Source organism: Pseudoalteromonas sp. BSi20480 (genome assembly GCF_000241365.1).
GTDB lineage: Bacteria > Pseudomonadota > Gammaproteobacteria > Enterobacterales > Alteromonadaceae > Pseudoalteromonas > Pseudoalteromonas marina.
In genome coordinates this window covers 1-19,944 of record NZ_BADX01000023.1, presented here as the reverse complement: position 1 = coordinate 19,944, position 19,944 = coordinate 1, and the positions used below count along the sequence as shown (strand labels likewise).

Annotated in this window: 26 protein-coding genes; 19 read left to right on the top strand and 7 right to left on the bottom strand. The window is 41.1% G+C overall.

Features of this window, described 5'->3' with window-relative positions:
- Positions 1 to 41 precede the first annotated feature (41 nt).
- The 12 genes from rpsJ (at position 42) to P20480_RS15125 (ending at position 5,940) form a co-directional block, all read left to right on the top strand.
- Entirely contained in the window at positions 42 to 353 is a 312-nt protein-coding gene (rpsJ, locus tag P20480_RS15075) for a 30S ribosomal protein S10 (protein WP_002957900.1), read from the top strand.
- Positions 354 to 380: 27 nt separating this feature from the next.
- The gene (gene rplC / locus P20480_RS15080) at positions 381 to 1,016 is read left to right on the top strand and encodes a 50S ribosomal protein L3 (RefSeq protein WP_006791361.1); all 636 of its coding nucleotides are present in this window, start codon (positions 381 to 383) and stop codon (positions 1,014 to 1,016) included.
- Positions 1,017 to 1,033: 17 nt separating this feature from the next.
- Complete coding sequence (gene rplD, locus P20480_RS15085) at positions 1,034 to 1,639, top strand: 50S ribosomal protein L4 (RefSeq protein ID WP_006791360.1); 606 nt, start codon at positions 1,034 to 1,036, stop codon at positions 1,637 to 1,639.
- A complete protein-coding gene (gene rplW, locus P20480_RS15090) occupies positions 1,636 to 1,938 on the top strand; it encodes a 50S ribosomal protein L23 (RefSeq protein WP_006791359.1) in 303 nt (100 codons plus the stop codon). Before rplD ends, rplW begins: the two co-directional genes overlap by 4 nt.
- A gap of 15 nt (positions 1,939 to 1,953) precedes the next feature.
- Entirely contained in the window at positions 1,954 to 2,778 is an 825-nt protein-coding gene (rplB, locus tag P20480_RS15095) for a 50S ribosomal protein L2 (RefSeq protein ID WP_006791358.1), read from the top strand.
- Between the two features lie 15 nt (positions 2,779 to 2,793).
- Positions 2,794 to 3,072 carry a 30S ribosomal protein S19 gene (gene rpsS, locus P20480_RS17600; RefSeq protein WP_004588689.1) on the top strand — a complete coding sequence of 93 codons (279 nt, stop codon included), beginning with the start codon at positions 2,794 to 2,796 and terminating at the stop codon, positions 3,070 to 3,072.
- Positions 3,073 to 3,085: 13 nt separating this feature from the next.
- Entirely contained in the window at positions 3,086 to 3,418 is a 333-nt protein-coding gene (gene rplV / locus P20480_RS15100) for a 50S ribosomal protein L22 (protein WP_006791357.1), read from the top strand.
- An 11-nt stretch (positions 3,419 to 3,429) separates the two neighbouring features.
- Positions 3,430 to 4,131 (top strand): 30S ribosomal protein S3, encoded by a 702-nt coding sequence (gene rpsC, locus P20480_RS15105; protein ID WP_006791356.1) that lies wholly within the window; start codon positions 3,430 to 3,432, stop codon positions 4,129 to 4,131.
- Positions 4,132 to 4,143: 12 nt separating this feature from the next.
- Complete coding sequence (gene rplP, locus P20480_RS15110; RefSeq protein ID WP_002957890.1) at positions 4,144 to 4,557, top strand: 50S ribosomal protein L16; 414 nt, start codon at positions 4,144 to 4,146, stop codon at positions 4,555 to 4,557.
- Positions 4,557 to 4,748: a 50S ribosomal protein L29 gene (rpmC, locus tag P20480_RS15115; protein WP_004588692.1), complete on the top strand. Its 192-nt coding sequence runs from the start codon at positions 4,557 to 4,559 to the stop codon at positions 4,746 to 4,748. Before rplP ends, rpmC begins: the two co-directional genes overlap by 1 nt.
- Positions 4,748 to 5,005 (top strand): 30S ribosomal protein S17, encoded by a 258-nt coding sequence (rpsQ, locus tag P20480_RS15120; RefSeq protein WP_006791355.1) that lies wholly within the window; start codon positions 4,748 to 4,750, stop codon positions 5,003 to 5,005. Before rpmC ends, rpsQ begins: the two co-directional genes overlap by 1 nt.
- Before the next feature lie 173 nt (positions 5,006 to 5,178).
- On the top strand, positions 5,179 to 5,940 hold the full coding sequence (locus P20480_RS15125; protein WP_238530280.1) for a hypothetical protein: 762 nt from the start codon (positions 5,179 to 5,181) through the stop codon (positions 5,938 to 5,940).
- 5 nt (positions 5,941 to 5,945) lie between these two features.
- Here the strand turns inward: P20480_RS15125 and P20480_RS15130 are convergent, their stop codons facing one another.
- Complete coding sequence (locus P20480_RS15130) at positions 5,946 to 6,491, bottom strand: helix-turn-helix domain-containing protein (protein ID WP_008127119.1); 546 nt, start codon at positions 6,489 to 6,491, stop codon at positions 5,946 to 5,948.
- Between the two features lie 185 nt (positions 6,492 to 6,676).
- Between P20480_RS15130 and P20480_RS15135 the strand changes: the two genes are divergently transcribed.
- Positions 6,677 to 7,141, top strand: coding sequence for a hypothetical protein (locus P20480_RS15135; protein ID WP_008127118.1), 465 nt, complete (start codon positions 6,677 to 6,679; stop codon positions 7,139 to 7,141).
- A 27-nt stretch (positions 7,142 to 7,168) separates the two neighbouring features.
- Here the strand turns inward: P20480_RS15135 and P20480_RS15140 are convergent, their stop codons facing one another.
- The gene (locus P20480_RS15140) at positions 7,169 to 8,785 is read right to left on the bottom strand and encodes an endonuclease (protein WP_008127117.1); all 1,617 of its coding nucleotides are present in this window, start codon (positions 8,783 to 8,785) and stop codon (positions 7,169 to 7,171) included.
- A gap of 303 nt (positions 8,786 to 9,088) precedes the next feature.
- Between P20480_RS15140 and P20480_RS15145 the strand changes: the two genes are divergently transcribed.
- The 4 genes from P20480_RS15145 (at position 9,089) to P20480_RS15165 (ending at position 14,125) form a co-directional block, all read left to right on the top strand.
- Complete coding sequence (locus P20480_RS15145; RefSeq protein ID WP_008127115.1) at positions 9,089 to 10,903, top strand: assimilatory sulfite reductase (NADPH) flavoprotein subunit; 1,815 nt, start codon at positions 9,089 to 9,091, stop codon at positions 10,901 to 10,903.
- Positions 10,904 to 10,963: 60 nt separating this feature from the next.
- The gene (gene cysI / locus P20480_RS15150; protein ID WP_008127114.1) at positions 10,964 to 12,661 is read left to right on the top strand and encodes an assimilatory sulfite reductase (NADPH) hemoprotein subunit; all 1,698 of its coding nucleotides are present in this window, start codon (positions 10,964 to 10,966) and stop codon (positions 12,659 to 12,661) included.
- A gap of 42 nt (positions 12,662 to 12,703) precedes the next feature.
- Positions 12,704 to 13,444 (top strand): phosphoadenylyl-sulfate reductase, encoded by a 741-nt coding sequence (locus tag P20480_RS15155; RefSeq protein WP_008127113.1) that lies wholly within the window; start codon positions 12,704 to 12,706, stop codon positions 13,442 to 13,444.
- 138 nt (positions 13,445 to 13,582) lie between these two features.
- On the top strand, positions 13,583 to 14,125 hold the full coding sequence (locus P20480_RS15165) for a DUF4124 domain-containing protein (protein WP_008127111.1): 543 nt from the start codon (positions 13,583 to 13,585) through the stop codon (positions 14,123 to 14,125).
- Between the two features lie 3 nt (positions 14,126 to 14,128).
- On the opposite strand, the gene P20480_RS15170 is transcribed toward P20480_RS15165, so the two are convergent.
- From P20480_RS15170 to P20480_RS15185, 4 genes are all read right to left on the bottom strand, one after another.
- The gene (locus P20480_RS15170; RefSeq protein ID WP_008127110.1) at positions 14,129 to 14,374 is read right to left on the bottom strand and encodes a hypothetical protein; all 246 of its coding nucleotides are present in this window, start codon (positions 14,372 to 14,374) and stop codon (positions 14,129 to 14,131) included.
- A gap of 134 nt (positions 14,375 to 14,508) precedes the next feature.
- Positions 14,509 to 17,253, bottom strand: a complete 2,745-nt coding sequence (gene acnA / locus P20480_RS15175; protein WP_008127109.1) for an aconitate hydratase AcnA — start codon at positions 17,251 to 17,253, stop codon at positions 14,509 to 14,511.
- A gap of 199 nt (positions 17,254 to 17,452) precedes the next feature.
- The gene (locus tag P20480_RS15180) at positions 17,453 to 17,881 is read right to left on the bottom strand and encodes a hypothetical protein (protein ID WP_008127108.1); all 429 of its coding nucleotides are present in this window, start codon (positions 17,879 to 17,881) and stop codon (positions 17,453 to 17,455) included.
- A gap of 95 nt (positions 17,882 to 17,976) precedes the next feature.
- Positions 17,977 to 18,360, bottom strand: a complete 384-nt coding sequence (locus P20480_RS15185; RefSeq protein WP_008127107.1) for an RNA-binding S4 domain-containing protein — start codon at positions 18,358 to 18,360, stop codon at positions 17,977 to 17,979.
- A 228-nt stretch (positions 18,361 to 18,588) separates the two neighbouring features.
- On the opposite strand from P20480_RS15185, the gene P20480_RS15190 reads away from it, so the two are divergent.
- Entirely contained in the window at positions 18,589 to 18,876 is a 288-nt protein-coding gene (locus P20480_RS15190; RefSeq protein WP_008127106.1) for a hypothetical protein, read from the top strand.
- Positions 18,877 to 18,931: 55 nt separating this feature from the next.
- Positions 18,932 to 19,597, top strand: a complete 666-nt coding sequence (locus tag P20480_RS15195) for a hypothetical protein (protein ID WP_008127105.1) — start codon at positions 18,932 to 18,934, stop codon at positions 19,595 to 19,597.
- Between the two features lies 1 nt (position 19,598).
- Here the strand turns inward: P20480_RS15195 and P20480_RS17595 are convergent.
- A partial coding sequence (locus P20480_RS17595; RefSeq protein ID WP_033024982.1) for a cyclic nucleotide-binding domain-containing protein occupies positions 19,599 to 19,944 on the bottom strand: 346 nt, incomplete at its 5' end.

The following is a 19,944-nucleotide window of genomic DNA, read 5'->3' as shown; positions in this document are numbered from 1 at the left end:
TTTTTATGCTCTTTTAAATGCTCTTTATATTGAGGTTAAGAATGTCAAATCAACGCATTCGTATTCGCCTAAAAGCTTTTGACCACCGTTTGATTGACCAATCAACGGCAGAAATCGTGGAAACTGCGAAACGCACTGGCGCACAAGTACGTGGTCCAATCCCACTACCTACACGCTTTGAACGTTTTACTGTACTTACTTCACCGCACGTAAACAAAGATGCGCGTGATCAGTACGAAATCCGCACCCATAAACGTCTGATAGACATCGTAGAACCAACTGACAAGACTGTTGACGCGCTTATGCGTTTAGATCTTGCTGCTGGTGTTGATGTTCAAATCAGCCTGGGTTAATCGGAAGATTAGAGAGGTTTTAGGAAAATGGCATTAGGTCTAGTCGGTCGTAAAGTGGGTATGACACGAATCTTCACTGAAGATGGTGTATCTATCCCTGTGACAGTTATTGAAGCGACACCTAACCGCATTGCTCAGATCAAATCTGACGCAACAGACGGTTATAACGCGCTTCAAGTAACCGCAGGCACTAAAAAAGCAAGTCGTGTAAACAAAGCTTCAGCGGGTCACTTCGCTAAAGCTGGCGTTGAAGCGGGTCGCGGTCTGTGGGAATTCCGCCTTAACGGTGGTGAAGGCGATTTTGAAGTAGGCGCAGAGCTTACTGTTGAGTTATTCAACGAAATCAACAAGGTTGACGTAACCGGTACTTCTAAAGGTAAAGGTTTCCAAGGTGGTGTTAAGCGCTGGAATTTCAGCATGCAAGACGCTACACATGGTAACTCTCTATCTCACCGTGCTCCTGGTTCAATCGGTCAAAACCAATCACCTGGTAAGGTGTTTAAAGGTAAGAAAATGGCCGGTCATATGGGTGCTGAGCGTGTAACGACTCAAAACTTAGAACTAGTTCGCGTTGACGCTGAGCGTAACTTGCTTTTAGTGAAAGGTGCAGTACCTGGATCTATCGGCGGTGACGTTATCGTTAAACCAGCTGTTAAAGCATAAGTCCTGGAGATTTAGTGATGGAATTAGCAATCAAAGACGCTTCTGGCGCTCTTGAAGTTTCTGAAGCTACTTTTGGACGTGAGTTTAACGAAGCATTAGTACACCAAGTAGTTGTTGCTTACGCAGCAGGTGCTCGTCAAGGTACTCGTGCTCAGAAGACACGTTCTGAAGTAAGCGGTGGTGGTAAAAAACCATGGGCTCAAAAAGGTACTGGCCGTGCACGTGCTGGTACAATCCGTAGTCCAATTTGGCGTTCAGGTGGCGTTAGCTTCGCAGCTAAACCACAAGACCACAGCCAAAAAGTAAACCGTAAAATGTACCGTGGTGCGATCAAAAGCATCCTATCTGAACTAGTTCGTCAAGAGCGTTTAATCGTTGTTGAAAGTTTTGGTCTTGAAGCACCAAAAACTAAAGATCTAGTAGCTAAGCTAAAAGAGCTTGAGCTTAAAGATGTACTTATCGTGACTGAAGAAGTAGATGAAAATCTTTTCTTATCAGCACGTAACCTTTATAAGGTTGACACGCGTGATGTAGCTGGTATCGATCCTGTAAGCTTAATTGCTTTCGACAAGGTACTTATTACAGCCGCTGCTGTTAAGCAACTTGAGGAGGCGCTAGCATGATCCGTGAAGAACGTCTTTTAAAAGTGATCCTTGCTCCACACATCTCTGAAAAAAGCACAATTGCTGCTGAAGAAAACAACACGATTGTTTTCAAAGTAGTAAATGACGCAACTAAAGCTGAAATTAAAGCAGCAGTTGAGAAGCTTTTTGAAGTAGAAGTAACGGGTGTTCGCACACTTAACGTTAAGGGTAAAACAAAACGTACTGGCATGCGTTTCGGTCGTCGTAGCGACTGGAAGAAAGCTTACGTTACTCTTAAAGAAGGCAGCGAGCTAGACTTTGTCGGCGGCGCCGAGTAATAAGGGGATAGAATTATGGCACTTCAAAAGTGTAAGCCTACTTCTGCGGGTCGTCGTCACCTAGTTAAAGTGGTTAACTCTGATTTACATAAGGGTAAGCCATACGCACCACTTTTAGAGAAAAACTCTAAATCAGGTGGTCGTAATAACAATGGTCGTATTACGGTTCGTCATATCGGTGGTGGTCATAAACATCATTACCGTTTAATCGATTTTAAACGTACTAAAGATGGCATTCCAGCTACTGTTGAACGTTTAGAATACGATCCAAATCGTAGCGCAAACATCGCTCTTGTATTATATGCAGACGGTGAGCGTCGTTACATTATCGCACCTAAAGGCTTAAAAGCTGGTGATGCAATCCAGTCTGGTGTTGATGCACCAATCAAAGCTGGTAATGCACTACCAATGCGTAATATGCCTGTAGGTTCGACTGTTCACAACGTAGAATTAAAACCAGGTAAAGGTGCACAAATCGCACGTTCTGCTGGTGCTTACGTTCAAATTCTTGCACGTGATGGTCAGTATGTAACATTACGTCTTCGTTCAGGCGAAGTACGTAAAGTTGAAGCTGATTGTCGTGCTACACTTGGTGAAGTTGGCAATGCTGAGCATATGCTTCGTTCACTTGGTAAAGCAGGTGCAAACCGCTGGCGTGGTATTCGTCCGACAGTTCGTGGTGTTGCCATGAACCCGGTTGATCACCCACACGGTGGTGGTGAAGGTCGTACTTCTGGTGGTCGTCATCCTGTGTCTCCATGGGGTAAGCCGACTAAGGGTGCGAAGACGCGTAAGAACAAGCGTACGGATAAATTTATAGTACGTCGTCGTACTAAGTAATATTGAGGAATAGCCATGCCACGCTCTCTCAAGAAGGGTCCTTTTATAGACCTACACTTGCTGAAGAAGGTAGAGAAAGCTTTGGAAAGCGGTGAGAAAAAGCCAATTAAAACTTGGAGCCGTCGTTCAATGATCATACCTAACATGATCGGATTGACCATTGCTGTCCATAATGGTCGCCAGCACGTACCAGTTTTCGTTTCTGACGAAATGATCGGTCACAAACTAGGTGAATTTGCACCAACTCGCACTTACCGTGGCCATGCTGCGGATAAGAAAGCGAAGAAACGTTAAGAGGGGAAGATAAATGCAAGCATTAGCTAAACATAAATTCGCCTCTGGTTCGGCGCAAAAAGCACGTCTAGTTGCAGATCAGATCCGCGGGTTACCTGTCGATCGCGCACTAGAAATCCTGGCGTACAGCCCGAAAAAAGCGGCTGTATTAGTTAAGAAAGTACTTGAGTCTGCTATTGCTAACGCAGAGCATAACGAAGGTGCTGACATTGATGAGCTTCGTGTAACTACGATCTTTGTGGACGATGGTCCTACAATGAAACGTATTATGCCTCGTGCTAAAGGACGCGCAGACCGCATCCTTAAGCGTACAAGCCATATCACTGTTATGGTTTCAGATAGCTAGGAGTATAAGTAATGGGACAAAAAGTTCATCCTACTGGTATTCGCCTAGGTATATCTAAACCTTGGGTTTCTACCTGGTACGCGAGTTCTAAAGATTTCTCTGATCAGCTTTTTGGCGATCACAAAGTTCGTGCATTCCTTACAAAGGAATTAAAAACAGCTTCTGTGTCTAAAATCGTTATTGAGCGTCCAGCAAAATCAATCCGCGTAACAATCCACACGGCTCGTCCGGGTGTTGTTATCGGTAAAAAAGGCGAAGACGTAGAAAAATTACGTCAAGCAGTAACTAAAATCGCTGGTGTACCTGCTCAGATTAATATCTCTGAAGTACGTAAGCCAGAACTTGATGCACAACTAGTAGCAGACGGCATTGCCTCTCAGCTAGAGCGTCGTGTTATGTTCCGTCGCGCTATGAAGCGTTCGGTACAAAATGCAATGCGCATCGGTTCAAAAGGGATTAAAGTTGAAGTTAGCGGTCGTCTTGGCGGCGCAGAAATCGCACGTTCAGAATGGTATCGTGAAGGTCGTGTACCTCTACATACTCTTCGTGCTGATATCGACTACGCAACTTCTGAAGCCTTAACCACTTATGGTATCATTGGTGTTAAAGTTTGGATCTTCAAAGGCGAAGTTATTGGTGGTTTACCACTAGTACAAGAGCAAGAGAAGCCAGCTAAACGCGCACCAAAGAAAGCCAAGAAAAGTGCTAAGTAGAGGTAGCGAGTAATGTTACAGCCAAAACGTACAAAATTCCGTAAAATGCACAAAGGCCGCAACCGCGGTTTAGCGCAAAACGGTAACAAAGTAAGCTTCGGTACTTTCGGATTGAAAGCTACTGGCCGTGGCCGCATGACTGCTCGTCAAATCGAAGCAGCTCGTCGTGCTATGACGCGTCACGTGAAACGTCAAGGTAAAATCTGGATCCGTGTCTTCCCTGACAAACCGATTACAGAAAAACCTCTTGAAGTTCGTATGGGTAAAGGTAAAGGTTCTGTTGAATATTGGGTTGCTGAAATTCAGCCTGGTAAAGTACTTTACGAAATGGAAGGTGTTTCTGAAGAGCTTGCTCGTGAAGCATTCGACCTTGCAGCTCGTAAACTGCCATTCAAAACAACTTTCGTAACTCGGACGGTAATGTGATGAAAGCAAGCGAACTAAAAGACAAAAGCGTAGAAGAGCTTAATGCTGAACTTCTAGGACTTCTTCGTGAGCAGTTTAACCTGCGCATGCAAGCAAGCACTGGTCAGTTAGCTCAGACACACACGCTAAGAACAGTACGTCGCGATATCGCGCGTGTAAAAACAATTATTAACCAGAAGGCAGGTCAATAATGAGCGATAAAATTCGTACTCTTCAAGGCCGTGTAGTTAGCGACAAGATGGAAAAATCTTTCACTATCGCAATCGCACGTTACGTGAAGCACCCAATCTATGGGAAATTCATTAAACGTACAACTAAGCTACACGTACATGACGAAAACAACACAGCAAAAGCGGGTGACGTAGTTACTATCCGTGAATGTGCACCAATTTCTAAGAATAAATCTTGGACTTTAGTAGACGTTGTTTCTAGTCCAAAACAAGCTTAATTTTTAATTAAGTTAGTTTTGTAAAAAAAGCCCCGGCATTAGCTGGGGCTTTTTGTATTTAGTACTGTGGTAAAGCAACTTATTGATAATTTTTAGACCGACAATGCACCTTTGCAAATGAACTAAACCTGCCCAGTTATACTCATAAAGTAAACTGTTCACAGGGAGTTGATGTGTTGAAAGGTAACTATAAGGCGTGGGGTATATCAATTGGTTTGCATATTGTTGTTATTTATTTGGTTTCGAGGCACACGATTGAGATAGCACAACCATACGCAGGTAAAGTGATAAAAGCGTATGTAATGGTGGACCTTACAGCATTACCCAGTAATACAAAAAGTAAACAGCCGAATGCTTCACTCCCTGAAAATGATACCGAGCTTGATACAAGTGAGTTAACACCTAAGCCGCTTAAAGGGCATGACTTTAAGAGCGCTCAGCAATTAAAATTAAATTTACCAGAGAATGCCACTGAGACAAGTAAAAGCATTGCCATAAGTACTGATAGAAAAAAGCATAATGTAAATAAAGCCGCGATTGAGCCTATAAAAAATAAGGTTAATTCAAAAGCTCAGCAGCAGCCATTTAAAAAAATTGATCCGTACGCACCAATAACTCCGTTTTCAATTTCCAGTAATCCTATTGTATCCTTTGATTTCCCGCAGATAGCAACTTTGCCGAAGAGCAAAAATCATCAACACATAACGGTTCCAATTGAGCATTCTAGTGATTTAAAATCAGCGGTATTGTGGCAAAGCGCAGATGGTAGTCAGCGGGTGGAAATGTACAAAGGTATGTGCTACAAGATTGATTTTAATGGTGTTATGGGTAAAGTAGGCTTGCCAACAGGATCGCCAAGGCCATGCAAAGATAACGATCGTATTTTATATAATAAAATAATGGATAAGTGGAACGCTAAAAAGCCCATTAAGTAGTGTGTTTAAACTTTATTTAGAGGCTTAATTAATAAATGCTTTTTAGAAAAAGCGGCAACGACAACGGATAGCAAAATACAAAGCGTGGAGCCTACAATTAAAAAGCGGTTTTCAATCCGGCTAACTTGTCTCTCACCTAAAATTTGGTAAATAACATCACCTTCAATAAATCGCTCGCCTTGGTAGTGCTGACTGACGTTGAACGCTACAAAGCCGCCTAATTTGGCCTGATAAGTAAAGTAAGTCTCTGGGTAGAAAATTTCATAGGCTGCGCATAACCACATTACGAGACCAGTAATAAGCATAATTAAACTTACAAACAGCCTTTTTTTAATCTGTGTGCTTTGTAATGTTTTTGATGGTAAATACTTATCTAAACACGTTTTGCCATAGCAAAGTTCGAGCTTTTCAATTACCTCAGCGGACGGAATAAATTGTCCATTTTCAAGCTTAGATAAGTAAGATTGTTGAATACCAATCTCGCGTGCAGCAAGTGCTTGCGTCCATTTTTTATTTGCTCTTAATTGCTTTAGTTCAATTCCTAGCGACAAGTTGCTTCCTTACCTTGTTTAATGCTCATCTATTTATTATCGCTAAAAATGGTGTGTTTAAATAGCCCAATAAGCAATATTCATTACTATGAATTAAAAGAATATTATGAATATTAATAAGTTAAGTTTTAATAGATGATAAATTGGTTATGCTAGGCAGACTAAATAATGAAGGAGTATAACGAATGAAAATGTACTTTTATAAAGCGGTAATGGGGATTACTTTTGGGTTTTTATCCTCAGCGTGTATTGCAGAGCCAGTATTTGCGATTAAAGCCACTATTTACAAGCTAGAGAGTAAAATAACAATAGATAGCAAAATAGATGAAACATTAAAAAATTTACAACCGATTCACCAACCTCAGTTATTAGCTAACTTAAATAAAAGCGCATTAATAGAAATAGGCGACGGTGAACAGCTAACAGCACTTGAGGTAAAAACAAATGAACAAGGAAGTTTTTATAATGCGAGCATGAAGCTCAAGGAAAAAGTAGATAGCGATTGGCAGTCTATTACGTCTTTCATGCCTAATATTCCCAATGGGCAAACTGTATATTTCAGCCGCACATTTGCAGACAGCGTATGGGTGATTAAATTAACGGGAAAGCGCTATGAGTCTATTGCACTTGGTCAGGCGAGTTTTAAATAGCCTCAGCCTTGGCTGAGGCTATATTTTCTACCAAATCATTTCTACAAATTCAGGGTAGTCGATAAACGGATTACGGTTACCTTGAAATTCAAATGCTGCTTGGTTTCGATCTATTTCCATTTGGCTAACAGGGTCTGCGTTATGCCAGTTGATTAACATAGCAACAACCCAGCTTTCAAATACCTGCGTACTGGTGCCGTTAAGAACCGCATTACTTGCAGTGGTATTATTTTGCCACGTCCCAATCACATTTTCATAGCGTGTAGCCATGTAAAAATAGGCACGGGCAAAGTCACCTTTAAACTCATCAATGGGTTCAAACACTGTGCCCGTGTAATTAATGGCACTACTTGCAGAGCCTAACTTACTGCCATTAGTTGATGTAAACGTGGCGCTTGCCACTTCACCAAACGGAAAGTTGCTGCGTTTAGAGTTTACATAGCCATCGGTTGCATAAATATGATGAACATCTGAGTTCATAGGCTCATTAGTACCGCCAAACCAACTTTTAGGGAACGAATGCTCGCGGTTGTAACAACCACCTTCGCCACTGTAATTGCCACATTGATCGCTAACGGCTGTGTATGTGTAGCTATCGTTGCCATTTGGCTTTTCACTGTACATATCTAAAATACTATTATCGTTTTCAAAGTATGTATCGCGAGCCGATGAATCATAAAAGTTCCATATTGCAGAGTACCCCTGCGAACTATGATTATTAATGATGTTATAAAGCTCAGTTTTTAATGCGTAACCGGTTAGGCCTTGTGTTGTAACATAATAACCTGTTGGTGTTGTGGGGGTACCACCAGAGCCACCGCCAAGCGAAAATGAAGTACTTTCAACGTTGCTGAAGCTTGCGCCACTTGCCAGGGTTGAACCACCACTAGTGAGTGCATAATTACCACTACCAAAACTACAACAGATACCATCACCGTAGCTGTCGTTAATAGTAAAGGTATAGGCGCCATCAGCTAAACACAGTGCTTCGTTATATTGTGTATTAGACGCATAGCCACTACCGCTTGCAACTGTATTACCTTGGTTATTATTAATAGCCCAGCTTGTTTCGCTACCATAATTATCTGTCGTCAGACTAAAAGAGAGGCTATTGCCCGAGCAACTCCCAGAGCTACTGTCGTTACTTGTAGGTAAAAAGTTATCTACATAGACAAGTTCATTGCCATCAAAGCCACTGACATCATAAAAGCGTAGGCCAACATTAATGGTTTTATTGCTACTTGCTGTATAGCTATGGCTAATTGTTTGCCATTGATTAGTTTGCGTATTATTGGAGTAGCCTTGGTAACCATCTACGAATAAACGGGCTTTAACTTTTCCTTCTGTGTGGTAAACATCAGTTGAAAACGCATAGGTTTTTCCTGCTTCTACCGTTATTTGTTGTAATAAATCGGTGTTAGCCTGAGAGCCTGTGGTTACATTAACTGCTGCTGCACTATTACCTGTTTTAACAATATTTGTTGAGCGCGATAGGCTAATACCGCTATCTATTGTGCTCCACGCGTCAGGTGTATTGCCTGACCATTGCTCAAAACTGCCATTTTCTACATTTGCCATTACCGGAAGTGTGCCAAGTAATAAGGCTGTTCCGAATAGTTTATTTTTATATGTCCCGTGTGACATGATTGTTCCTATTTTTATAATGAGTGAATAATATACATTACTTTGTTTAGGTTACAAAATTGTTAATTTAAAATTTAATAAAAAGCAATAATCGCTCTTTAATCTGTTTTTTTAGGTGTTTTTTAAAATTAATAACTAAATGGAATATCAAAGCAGATTCTATTCTTTTTTGATAAGTCGATAGCCCGTTATCCTGCACAGTAAGAAAACCTCAGCAAACTTATATCGGCTGAGGAAAAACTCATTTTTAACAATACACGGTGTGTGTTGTGCTTAATTTTCAGGGTTATGGGGAATCGATTCATGTTGTTAGGTCAACTAAATGCTGCGGCAAGCCCGCTATCGCAAGAGCAAGTTCAAAAGCTGCAAGGTTTAGTGGCTGAGCTTAATCCAATACAACAAGCGTGGGTAAGTGGTTACTTAGCAGCTAATGCAAATGCCTCAGCACTTGGTATGCCTACGGCTGGCACATCAGTAACGGGCGATGCAGCAGTATTAACTATTTTATATGGCTCACAAACGGGTAATGCAAAAGGTGTTGCAACCCAAATGAAAGAGCAAGCTGAATCGCGTGGTTTATCAGCCAAATTAGTGAGTATGTCTGATTACAAACCAACGGCCCTGAAAAAAGAAAAGTTTTTAACCGTTGTTGTATCGACTTACGGTGAAGGTGAACCGCCTGAAGATGGCGAAACGTTGCACGCATTTTTAGCCACTAAAAAGGCCCCTAAACTCGACGGTGTTAAAATAGCTGTCATTGGTCTAGGTGATTCTAGCTATGAGTTTTTCTGCCAAACAGCAAAAGACTTTGAAGAGCGTTTAAATAAGCTAGGCGCTGAGTCAGTTTACCAACGCGCTGATTTAGATGTTGACTACGAAGAAGAAGCTGCAACATGGATACAAGGCGCACTGGATGCATTTGAACCAGATTTAAAAGCGCAACAGGGTAACGCAGGTGGACAAGCCGCGGTTATGCCATTTGGTGCACCAACACCTGCAGCCAGCCAGTACACAAAGCAAAATCCATTTGAAGCCGAATTATTAGCAGTTCAAAAAATTACCGGGCGTGATTCAACAAAAGATGTACGCCATGTAGAAATTTCGCTTGAAGGCTCTGATATCACTTACACACCGGGTGACTCACTGGGTGTATATTTTTTAAATGATGAGGCGTTAGTTGATGAAGTGCTAGAACTTACCCAAATTGATGGTTCTAGTCGCGTTAAAGTTGCGAATGAAGAATTGAGCGTGCGTGATGCGCTTATCGAAAAATTAGAGCTAACGCAGTCATATCCGGGTTTTGTTGAAAAATACGCAACAGCAACAGGCACACCTGAGCTCTTAAAGCTTGTAGAAGATAAAGCAGCAATGCGTGCTTACATTGAGCCACGCCAAATATTTGATGTTATTCGTCAAAATCCAGCAAAACTAGATGCACAAATATTAGTTGATTGCTTACGTAAGCTTCAGGCTCGTTTATATTCTATAGCGTCTAGCCAAAGCGAAGTTGAAGACGAAGTGCATTTAACGGTTGGACTTGTTGAGTTTGATACTTTTGACAGCGAGCATTTAGGTGGTTGTTCTGGTTATTTAGCGCGTCGTGCTGAAGAGGGCTGCAAAGTAAAAGTATTTAGCGAACATAATGACAACTTCCGTTTACCGGCTAACGATGAAACACCTATTATCATGGTGGGTCCGGGTACTGGTATTGCGCCATTCCGTGCATTTTTACAAGAGCGTGATTCGCGTGAAGCCCAAGGTAAAAACTGGCTGTTTTTTGGTAATCCTCATTTTACACAAGATTTTTTATACCAAGTTGAAATTCAAGGGTATTTAAAATCGGGCTTATTGAGCAAAGTCGATGTGGCATTTAGCCGTGACCAAGCCGAAAAAATCTATGTGCAAGATAAGCTTCGCAAAAACTCAAAAGACATTTTTGAGTGGTTAGAAGCTGGCGCTCACTTTTATGTATGTGGAGACGCAAACCGCATGGCAAAAGATGTACATCAAGCATTGGTTGATATCATTAAAGAAAATACGGGTAAAAATGATGAAGACGCAGAGCAATATTTAAAAGACCTGCGTAGCGCAAACCGCTATCAGAAAGACGTGTATTAATCACGTTTCTTATTTTATTAACAGCTAACAGCCGTCACTGTAACAAATTTAGGATTTAAAATGAGCGAACAAGATAAAAACGTAAAGCTTTCTGATAACGAGCGTTTGAAAAGAGAAAGTAACTTTTTACGAGGCACTATAGAGCAAGACTTAAAAGATGAAATTACCGGTGGTTTTACAGCCGATAACTTCCAACTTATACGTTTTCACGGTATGTATCAGCAAGATGATCGCGATATACGTCCTGAGCGCGCAAAGCAAAAGCTAGAGCCGCTGCACAACGTAATGCTACGTGCACGTATGCCTGGCGGTATTATTAAGCCAGAGCAGTGGTTAGCAATTGATAAATTTGCCGATGAAAAAACAAGCTACGGCAGTATTCGTTTAACTACGCGTCAAACGTTTCAGTTCCATGGTGTATTAAAGCCAAATATTAAAGGCATGCACCAAATGCTTAATAGCGTGGGCATTGATTCTATTGCCACCGCAGGCGATGTAAACCGTAACGTACTATGTACGACTAACCCTGTTGAGTCTGAGCTACACCAAGAAGCGTATGAGTGGGCTGCAAAAATTTCTGAGCATTTACTTCCAAAAACGAAAGCATACGCTGAAATTTGGTTAAATGGCGAAAAAGCAGAAACGACAGAAGAGCCTATTTTAGGGTCTAACTATTTACCGCGTAAGTTTAAAACAACCGTCACTATTCCGCCTAATAATGAAGTAGACGTTCATGCGAATGACTTAAACTTTGTTGCTATTGCTGAAGATGGCAAGCTTGTTGGCTTTAACGTACTTGTAGGTGGTGGCCTTGCTATGACCCACGGTGATACGGCTACGTATCCGCGTAAAGCTGACGACTTTGGTTTTATTGCCCTAGAAGATACCTTAAAAATTGCTGAGCACGTTGTATCAGTGCAGCGCGATTGGGGTAACCGTTCTAACCGTAAAAATGCAAAAACTAAATACACACTAGATCGTGTTGGGTCTGACGTATTTAAAGCAGAAGTAGAAAAACGTGCCGGTGTCAGCTTTGCACCTAGCCGCCCATATGAATTTACTCACCGTGGCGATCGTATCGGTTGGGTAGAAGGCATTGATGGTAAGCACCACCTTACGCTATTTATTCAAAGCGGTCGTATTTTAGATTACCCAGATAAGCCACTTAAAACAGGGTGTCGTAAAATTGCAGAAGTGCACCAAGGTGACATGCGTATGACGGCAAACCAAAATTTAATTATTGCCGGTGTACCTGCAGATCAAAAAGCAGTGATTGAAGAAATTGCTCGTAACCATGGTTTGATTGACGACGGTGACACAGAGCAACGTAAAAACTCAATGGCGTGTGTGGCATTACCTACATGCCCGCTTGCAATGGCCGAAGCTGAGCGTTACTTACCAAGCTTAATTGAAAAAACTGAAGCTTTACTCGCTAAACACGGAATACCAGACGATAGCATTATTATGCGCGTTGTAGGTTGTCCTAATGGTTGTGGTCGCGCAATGCTTGCAGAAGCAGGGCTGGTAGGTAAAGGGCCTGGTAAATACAACGTTTACTTAGGCGGTAACCTTGAAGGTACACGCATTCCTAAACTGTACCTTGAAAACGTAGGTGAAGATGTTTACCTAGAGGCGTTTGATAAGCTAATTGGCCAGTGGGCAAGTGAGCGAAACGACGGTGAATGTTTTGGTGACTTTGTAATTCGCAAAGGCATTGTTGCTGAAGTAAAAGTATCAGTGACCGATTTTCACGCATAATTAGATACCAGCGCTTGGCGCTGGTGAGGCTTGGAATTTTCTATGAGTGAATTTAAAAATATATTACAGCTAGATAAACAAAGCCAAGCGGCTATGTTAGCTGATGCTAATGGTGTATTAGCAAATATGAGCGCAGAGCAACGTGTTGCGTGGGCGCTTGAAAATTTACCCGATACCGCGTTTCTATCGTCAAGCTTTGGGATTCAAGCTGCGGTGATGTTGCATTTAATGACAACCCAACGCCCAGACATTCCTGTTGTATTAACAGACACCGGTTATTTGTTCCCTGAGACGTACCAGTTTATTGAGCAAATGAGCGAGCGTTTGTCACTTAATTTAAAAGTGTACAAGGCGCAGATGAGCCCTGCATGGCAAGAAGCTAAGTTTGGAAAGTTATGGGAGCAAGGTGAGGACGGTATTAAGCAATATAATCAGCTTAATAAAGTTGAGCCAATGACTCGCGCTTTAAAAGAAATTGAAGCGGGTACCTGGTTTAGTGGTTTACGTCGCGATCAATCTTCTACCCGTGCAGATAAGCAGTTTGTAGAAATAAGCCGTGGTACGGTAAAAGTGTACCCGATTATTGAATGGTCAAACCGCGATGTATATCAATACCTAACTAAGCACGATTTACCTTACCACCCATTATGGGAGCAAGGGTATGTGTCAATGGGCGATGTACACACTACGCGCAAACTAGAGCCGGGCATGACTGAAGAAGAAACCCGCTTTTTTGGTTTAAACCGTGAATGCGGTCTTCATATGGATGGTGATGGTATTTAGTACTTTAACGCTTTATTTAACCGCAATTAAACGCAGCTTAGGCTGCGTTTTTTATTATCTAAATTTAGATAATAAAATTGCCAGTGAGTGCTTTATTCACTAATATTATATTAAAGGAACAAACAAAGCAGGAACGCTATGAAATACTTTACCTATTTAGCAATATCAGTGATGGTAATTGCTGTCATATCATTATTTTATTTAAAAAAGCCAGACGGCCAACCTTGGCTTTCAGGTTCAACTATCAGCAAAGAAACCCAGCAAATTAAAGAGCAAATGGTTGCGTTATCAACCAATACGCTAAATCAAGCTGTAAAAGGCATTCACGAGGCTGGCGATAAAGTGACGAGTAGTATTTCAAGCGATAGCTCAACGATTACGTCTTCAAGTACTATTTATAAGTGGCAAGATGAAACAGGCCAATGGCATTATTCAGATAGCCCTAACCCTCATGGTAAAAGCATAGAGTTAACCCTCAACCCTGAGGATATAACCGTGATTGGTGCAGAAGATACCTCTATTTTAAACTTAGAGTCTAGTACTAATGAGATGTCAGCTAATACGCAAACCCCTTCAATATTAAATCCTGAATCGATTAAAAAGCTGTTTGAAGATGCAGAAAACATCGAAAAAAAATTAGAAAAACGTAATAAAGAAATTAATAACTTAAGTGTACTTTAAGCGCTATTCATGAGTATGAGAGCGGGTATAACGTTTTTCAGCTTCCATTAGTAAAATGGTTAAATATATTTTGGTGGGCAGTGACAAAAGTATACCCACAGCGATGCAAGCTGCGGATGCAATAATGCCGTTAACGCCAAATTGCTCATTAAACCCATTAGATATGATAAGTGTATGGCCTGTAACTATAAGGCATAAGCCAAGTACAATAGATGTTTTAAGTACTCTAATAATAGTTACATGCGACATAATGCCTCCACTGGTTATGGTGCCAGTGTAATAGGCTATGTGTTTTGTATATTGATGCAGCGCAATAATAAGGCAGTTATAAAAAAGGCCTCATGGTTGTAACCATAAGGCCTATGAGTCGTTCACTACGCAGCTTAGTTAAGCATGTTACGCAGTACATATTGTAAAATACCGCCATGCTTGTAGTAATCCCACTCTTTAGGAGTATCAATACGTACATCGGCTTTTACGCTTGTTTTTTTGCCTTCGGCATTGGTTGCTATCAGTGTAACCTCGTCGGTTTTATCGTACAGACCTTGAATATCAAACTCTTCTTGGCCAGTTAAACCATGCGACTCATAGCTTTCACCCTCTTTAAATTGTAATGGCAGTACACCCATCCCAATTAAGTTAGAGCGGTGAATACGTTCATAGCTTTGTGCAAAAACAGCTTTCACACCTAGCAACAACGAACCTTTTGCAGCCCAATCGCGTGACGAGCCAGTACCATATTCTTTTCCGGCTAAAATAATAAGCGGTGTATCATTTTTTTGATATGCCATAGCTGCATCATAAATACTTTCTAAGCTATTATCTGGTTGCGTGCGTGTTACACCGCCTTCTGTGCCCGGCGCTAACAAGTTTTTTAGTCGCACGTTAGCAAAGGTGCCACGCATCATTACTTCATGGTTACCTCGGCGAGAGCCGTAAGAATTAAACTGTGCTTTTTCTACATTGTGCTCTTGTAGATAAAGACCAGCAGGTGCATCCGCTTTAATCGCGCCAGCAGGAGAGATGTGATCGGTTGTTACTGAGTCTCCTAGCTTGGCTAAACAGCGAGCCCCTTCAATAGTAGGAATACCCGGTGGCTCTACGGTCATGCCATCAAAAAATGGTGCTTTTTTAATATAGGTAGATTCGTCGTTCCAATCATACAACTTACCATCAGGTATTTGAATTTGTTGCCAGCGGCTATCGCCTTCATAAACATTGGCGTAGCTTGTTGCAAACATCTCTTTGGTAACCGTTTCTTTTACTAAGTCGCTAACCTCTTTCACACTTGGCCAAATGTTTTTAAGGTAAATATCGTTACCGTTTTCATCTTGTGCAAGGGGCTCGTTATAAACATCTATGTCTGTTCTACCTGCAATTGCGTAGGCAACAACCAAAGGAGGAGAAGCTAAAAAGTTCATTTTAACATCTTGGTGTATACGCCCTTCAAAATTACGGTTACCCGATAAAATAGAGCTTACAACTAGCTTATGCTTTTGGATAGCTTGTGAAATTTCATCAGCCAGCGGTCCTGAGTTGCCTATACACGTAGTACAACCGTAACCGACTAAATTAAAGCCTAGGCTTTCTAAGTCGTCCATTAACCCCGCTTTTTCTAAGTAGTCGGTAACTACTTTTGAGCCAGGCGCGAGTGATGTTTTAACCCAAGGTTTAACGTTAATACCTAGTTGTTTTGCTTTTTTAGCCACAAGGCCTGCGGCTAAAATAACACTTGGATTAGACGTGTTGGTACAGCTTGTTATAGCTGCAATAACGCATGCACCGTCGTTAAGTTCAAACTCTTGGCCTTTATAGTTAACTTTTGCCGCCCCCATAAATTGTGCTTCGTTTACAGGTTCATCAGGGTTGGTTGTTGGGCCTTCGCTTTCAATACGCGATTGCTCGTCATCACTTTTATCGCGATGTGCTATACGCTCTTCTTGAAAACCTTTTAGGTGCTGAGAGATTTCCTCGCCGGCTTTGTTAAGCGCTATTCTATCTTGTGGGCGTTTTGGGCCTGCAAGGCTTGGTACAACATCATCGAGCTTCAGTTCTAGTGTGTCGGTATAGCGAGCTTCGTCGCCATCGTTACGCCACAAGCCTTGGTGTTTTGCATAATCTTCAATAAGCTTTAGTTGGTCTTCATCACGGTTGGTAAGACGTAAATAATTAATCGTTTCGTCATCAATTGGAAAAATACCACATGTAGCACCATATTCAGGTGCCATGTTAGCAATGGTTGCTCTATCTGCAAGGGGAAGATCTGCAAGGCCGTCGCCATAAAATTCTACAAATTTACCCACCACGCCGTGGTTACGCAAAATTTCAGTTACCGTGAGCACTAAATCAGTTGCTGTTGTGCCTTCTGGTAATCGGCCATTAAGTTTCATGCCAACTACCTGTGGAATCAGTAAGCTAATTGGCTGGCCAAGCATTGCAGCTTCAGCCTCAATGCCGCCTACACCCCAGCCAAGTACGCCTAAGCCATTAATCATGGTTGTGTGCGAGTCAGTGCCAACCAGAGTATCGGGGTAGGCAAACTTTTTACCATTGCTATCTTCGTTAAAAATAACGCGAGCCAGGTATTCTAAATTAACTTGGTGAACAATGCCGGTTGCGGGTGGTACCACTTTTAAGTTATCAAATGCCGTTTGGCCCCAACGTAAAAATTCGTATCGTTCTTTGTTGCGGTCGTATTCAAGTTTCGCATTTAAATCAAAGGCACCATCATTTCCATAGCCGTCAACTTGTACTGAATGGTCTATTACGAGTTCGGCCGGTGACAGTGGGTTTATTTTTGCAGGATCTCCGCCGAGCTTTTCCATTGCATCTCGCATTGCAGCTAAATCGACAATGGCAGGTACGCCAGTAAAATCTTGCATTACTACTCGTGCAGGGGTAAATGCAACTTCAGATGATGGTTTTGCTTTTGGGTCCCAATTTAATAGCGCATTAATGTCTTGTTCTTTGATGTTTTCGCCGTCTTCGTTGCGCAGTAAATTTTCTAGCAAGACTTTTAAGGAGAAGGGGAGTCGTTTTGCTTTGTCGCCAAGTCCTTTCAGAGAATGAATATTATATTGCTCACCATTAATTGTGAGCTCATGTTGGGTATCGAAACTATTTTTCATTATTTTGCCCCTTCTTAACTAATTAAATTTTTTTAAAGTAACCTCTGTAATTAAACATCTGCAAAGTGCATACCATGATAAACGAATATTAAATAGCTGCTCTTATGAGCAGCTGTAATAGGAAGTAAGGTATTAAATTATGAGTATAATAAACCATCTATACCAACTAAAAAGCACGTTGTTCAGCTGGCCTATTCAGTTAGTTTAGCCAGCCTTGTTGTTTCCCTTTTATACTTAAATAAATAAGCGCTAAGGCAATAAAAACTACCATAAGTGGCATTACAACCGAGCTTATTCCTAGCAAGGCAATGCTATCAATTATAAAAAAGTTGTAGTATTGCTGCATGATTATCGCGCCGAGCGATAAAGCAAAAGTAGGTGTTGCCAGCGATTTTTTAGCAAGTAAAAAAATGCAGCCTAAAGCACCACCAAAAACGGCAACGGCGAAAGCAATGGTGGCCCATAGTGGGGTATTTGAATATGCAGCTTGTTGATCTAATGGTAGTTTACTGATCATATCTGGGCTTGTCATTATGTGCATAATGAATGCTATAACGCCCAATAAATTCCATATAAGAGCAGCCCAAGCGACAGGTTTAAACCAGTTTTTAGGTGTGTGAGATGACATGTGTAACCTTATTTTTTATTATTATTAACAAGGTTATTAAAGAGTAAAAAAGCCAACTATACAAGTTGGCTTTTTTTATAATGCGATTCGTAAGCTTACCCAAATGAAATAGGACGACGCCCTGTTTTTTCATCTACCTTTGGTTTTTTAGTGCGCTTACGTTTACTTTTTGCTGGTTGGCTTTCGGGCGGTGAAATGTTTTGTTTGGGTTCAACCGGCGTTTGTTCACTTGGTCTTTGTGCTGGTATTGCATCTTCACTCAGGGAGAGTTGAAAGAGCTCGCCATCAAATTCCAGTACATCACCACTGTATAATTTTTTCCGCTTTATTGTACAAATTTCATGGTTAACACCCACATAGCCTTCGGCGATTAGGTTTTTAGCTTGGCCGCCACCTTCAACTAAATTAAGTACTTTTAATAATTTACAGAGCTCTATCGGCTCTTCTTCTAGTTCGATTTCTATGTATTCTTCGTTCATTGTTACTCTCGGTGGAGGCTTGCATAGGCTTTAGTATAAAGGCATAGGGCCAATTATGCACCAAACCAAATCACTCAAATTTACGTATTAGTTATTTTTTAAAAAATGACTCACTTTAAAAAAATTGAAGTATTTATTAGTTAAGCTCCGGCGAGCCATGTTTGTAAGTGGCTTACTAATTGCTATAGCTGTGTCGAATTTAGAATACATAGAATCATGGAGTAAAAAATGGGCGTAAGATTAGCAATGAGAAAAGAGCTAATGGGCTTAAATCATTCAGACATGTTAACTGCCGATGACGTTAGGGAACACCTTAGTAAATCAATAAAAAAGCACGATCAAAAACCTGAACGCGGGTTTTCGGTTATTTCAAAATTTAACGATACACACAGCCAGTTACTTAGTGGCAACACTAACAAAAAAAGCGTTTTGGAATTTGAACGTCACCGCTTATTCAAAGAAGTGTTATATACGCGTAAAAGTGTAGATGCTTGGTTAGATAACCAAATAAATTAAGTTGCGATAAAGCAATACCTCTAATAGACTACAGGTGTAATCAATAGGGGTGACTATGAAAAATGGACTTTTAATTTGTGTATTGGCATGTATGTTAGTTGCATGCCAGCAACCCACCGTTTATGTTTTTAGTGAAAACTTGCAAGATGAACAACGTAACCTGCTTGATGCGGCGTTAAAGGCACAAACTCTTCCCTATGAATATGTAACGTTAGAAATCCCATCAGATTTTGGTGAAGCTACATTGCTTTTATCAAGCGATAAAATTTATTCCAAAGAGACAGAACAGCTTGCGTCCATAATGCAAGCGCTCGGGTATGAGCCACAAGTTAATTATACAAGTCGCTCAAACCATTTTTATGGTGATGGCAATATAGGTTTTTATTTAAAAAATACGGATGCAAATGCTGCTTTTGTAATGCCTAAACAGTTACGAACAACTCAATGCAGTGAAGATAAGTACAATGATTTAATCGTTACCTTTACCAAAGAATACGCTGATTTTACTCTACCCAGTGGCGCAGTTGTGAGGTTGGGTTGGGAGTTTTTATATGGTTACGTTGCCATTTATTACAAAAATTATTCGCAAACTTATCGTCACTCGCAGCCACTTATAAATACGCCCTTTGGCGCTAAGCCATCAGATACTTACACGTTTACAGCCCATGTTAATAATCCTAGCTGGCTCGATTGCTCATTGCAGGTTGTTTATATGGACTGAGCTAACCGTGATTTTCTATATAGTCACTGAGCTTAGTTATTCGTTCACTCATACCTTCAATAATACGGTCTTTAATTTTTTCTCGAATGACATTGGGTAACTGAGTGAGTGCTTCGGGAGTGATGGCAAGGACAATGGTGTCGGTTTTAGCGCGAGCACTTGTACTGCGCTCTCTGTTATTTATAAATGCGCCTTCACCTATAAATTCGCCAGGCTCTATTGTGCCCAGTTCAAGTAAGTGATTATGCTTAAATACTAAAAGTGCGCCGCTAAGTACAATATACAATCGTTTATCGTTATCGAACTGTTTAAACAAAAATTGGTGCTGGCCAACTAAATACAATAGG